The organism is Pseudomonas sp. 05T35 (assembly GCF_056396605.1).
Window position 1 is genome coordinate 1 of record NZ_JBFTLU010000846.1, and the last position, 717, is coordinate 717.

Annotated in this window: 1 protein-coding gene; it reads right to left on the bottom strand. The window is 53.0% G+C overall.

Features of this window, described 5'->3' with window-relative positions; all coding sequences use genetic code 11:
- Positions 1–226 precede the first annotated feature (226 nt).
- The gene (locus AC1DH9_RS30245) at positions 227–379 is read right to left on the bottom strand and encodes a hypothetical protein (RefSeq protein WP_427537099.1); all 153 of its coding nucleotides are present in this window, start codon (positions 377–379) and stop codon (positions 227–229) included.
- Between the last annotated feature and the right edge of the window lie 338 nt (positions 380–717).

The window sequence follows — 717 nt, forward strand, 5'->3', positions numbered from 1 at the left end:
CATAAATACAAGAATAAGTACAAACACGATTAAACGGTTGAGTTGACGTGCACGTTCAAGCCCGATCTCGTGTCGGGCTTTTCCTTTCGACGTACCCCCGGTAGAGACTGCTTTCTTCTCCGGATTCACTCCACCCGCTGTTATTTGCTATACGACGCCCTCCTGCCGGCAGTCAGTTGAACTGCCGGGCTCGACACGAATCTATCCTGGCTCTGCTACATCGAACTCATGCAGGGCGATACTCTTGTGCCTGATAATTGTCACCGTAGTAACGCCCACGATCATGTCCGCGACCGTCACGGTCATGCCAATACGGCCAGCAACCGCCAAGTAACAACGCTGCCGCCACCACAAAAATCAAAGCCGTTGTACGTTTCATTTGATCATCTCCGGGCAGGCCCATGCCTGACGTTATAGTCGTTTGATGCCCTCACATTGAGGAGGTTCAAAACGCCCGGTTACTGAAGCCCCCACTCCACTGAATCGAAACCTGTCAGTCAGCACCACGGGTGCGCCAATCAACAAGGAGGCGTACAGCGAATGTGTTTGTCGGCCCCACGAGCGACGAGAAGGTTTGTTTGGGCGAAAGGGTCAAGCGGCCGAAAAGAAGAGGGATCAATGAGCCCAATGCACGGGTGCGCGAGCAGTTGGCCAAAGTCGCAGCTACTTTTCCCTGTATCGGCAATCAGACTCATTGATCATTGCCCAACTCAATGT

Excerpts from the sequence above, each read along its gene's own strand:
- AC1DH9_RS30245 (WP_427537099.1), bottom strand. The coding sequence starts at position 379 with ATGAAACGTACAACGGCTTTGATTTTTGTGGTGGCGGCAGCGTTGTTA.